1 protein-coding gene is annotated in these 1,000 nt (G+C 29.2%); it reads left to right on the top strand.

Annotated elements, in window-relative coordinates; translation table 11 throughout:
* The first annotated feature begins 127 nt into the window (after positions 1-127).
* Positions 128-751 (top strand): hypothetical protein, encoded by a 624-nt coding sequence (locus tag BM335_RS15530; RefSeq protein ID WP_177219236.1) that lies wholly within the window; start codon positions 128-130, stop codon positions 749-751.
* The last annotated feature ends 249 nt before the right edge of the window (positions 752-1,000 follow it).

The raw sequence follows: 1,000 nt of genomic DNA, 5'->3' as shown, positions 1-1,000 counted from the left end.
ACTGACAAACATTCAACAAACGATTTGCTACGTCCGAAAAATCTCCGATTTTCCAGTCGCACAAATCATATAAAATCACGTTACCCACAAGCTGACAAAACCTATGAAATTGATTAAACTTTTCATATTGATTACACTATTTTCCCAAGTTTTAGTTGGACAAAATAATTGTGGAGATTTTAAAGATTATAATGATTCTCAAAAGTGGATAAAGGAACTCAAACAACTAAAATCTAACGAAATAAAAACAAAAATTATTGAGAGAATTGAGTGTGAACAAAAATCTGAACCAAATGATATTGACTTTTGGCTTACTATCTTGTTTGACGGAATAATAGTTTCAACTGCAAATGAAATTCCAATTGAACGAAATTCAATACTAAAATTGATTTCGTCTGATAATTTCAATATTGGACAATCTCTCTGTGAAGTTGATGGAATTTATCCTGAAAAATGTAATCTTGGTTTTGTTATGATTAACGGACTTGAAAAACCAATTCTAAACGAAATTGTCGAACTGAAAAACATTCGGCTGAAAAGAAAAAAAGGAAAAATAATAATCAAACTTGATTCAGAAATTAAAAATAGTATCGAATTTAAAGTGGTTGATTTTTTAAAAATAGAAAGCACAAAACTTGTACTAAAGTCAAAATTAAAAAAAGGAAATAACAGAATTGTGATTAAGCGTAGTAATAATTTACAATATATAGAAGCAAATTTAAACGGAAACAAACTAATTATATTAATATAAAGCCAGTGTACAACACCGTGTATAATTAATTGCTTGGTCACTGCCGACTTACGAACATTCCTGCGGAATATTCTATCTGTGATTTATTTGCTAAATTAGTTGCTTAACCACGCAACTAACCATACACAATCCCGTTATGTGCAAAACGAAAAACACTCTCGTCCTAAAATAGGTTGACTAAAAATTAAACACTTTTAGTAACTTATGAATACACAACAAAATTCAACCTGTCGAAAAAAAGAGTATCAA

Origin of the sequence: Lutibacter maritimus, assembly GCF_900116115.1 — a bacterium.
Taxonomy (GTDB): domain Bacteria; phylum Bacteroidota; class Bacteroidia; order Flavobacteriales; family Flavobacteriaceae; genus Lutibacter; species Lutibacter maritimus.
This window is presented reverse-complemented; position numbering and strand designations above follow the sequence as displayed.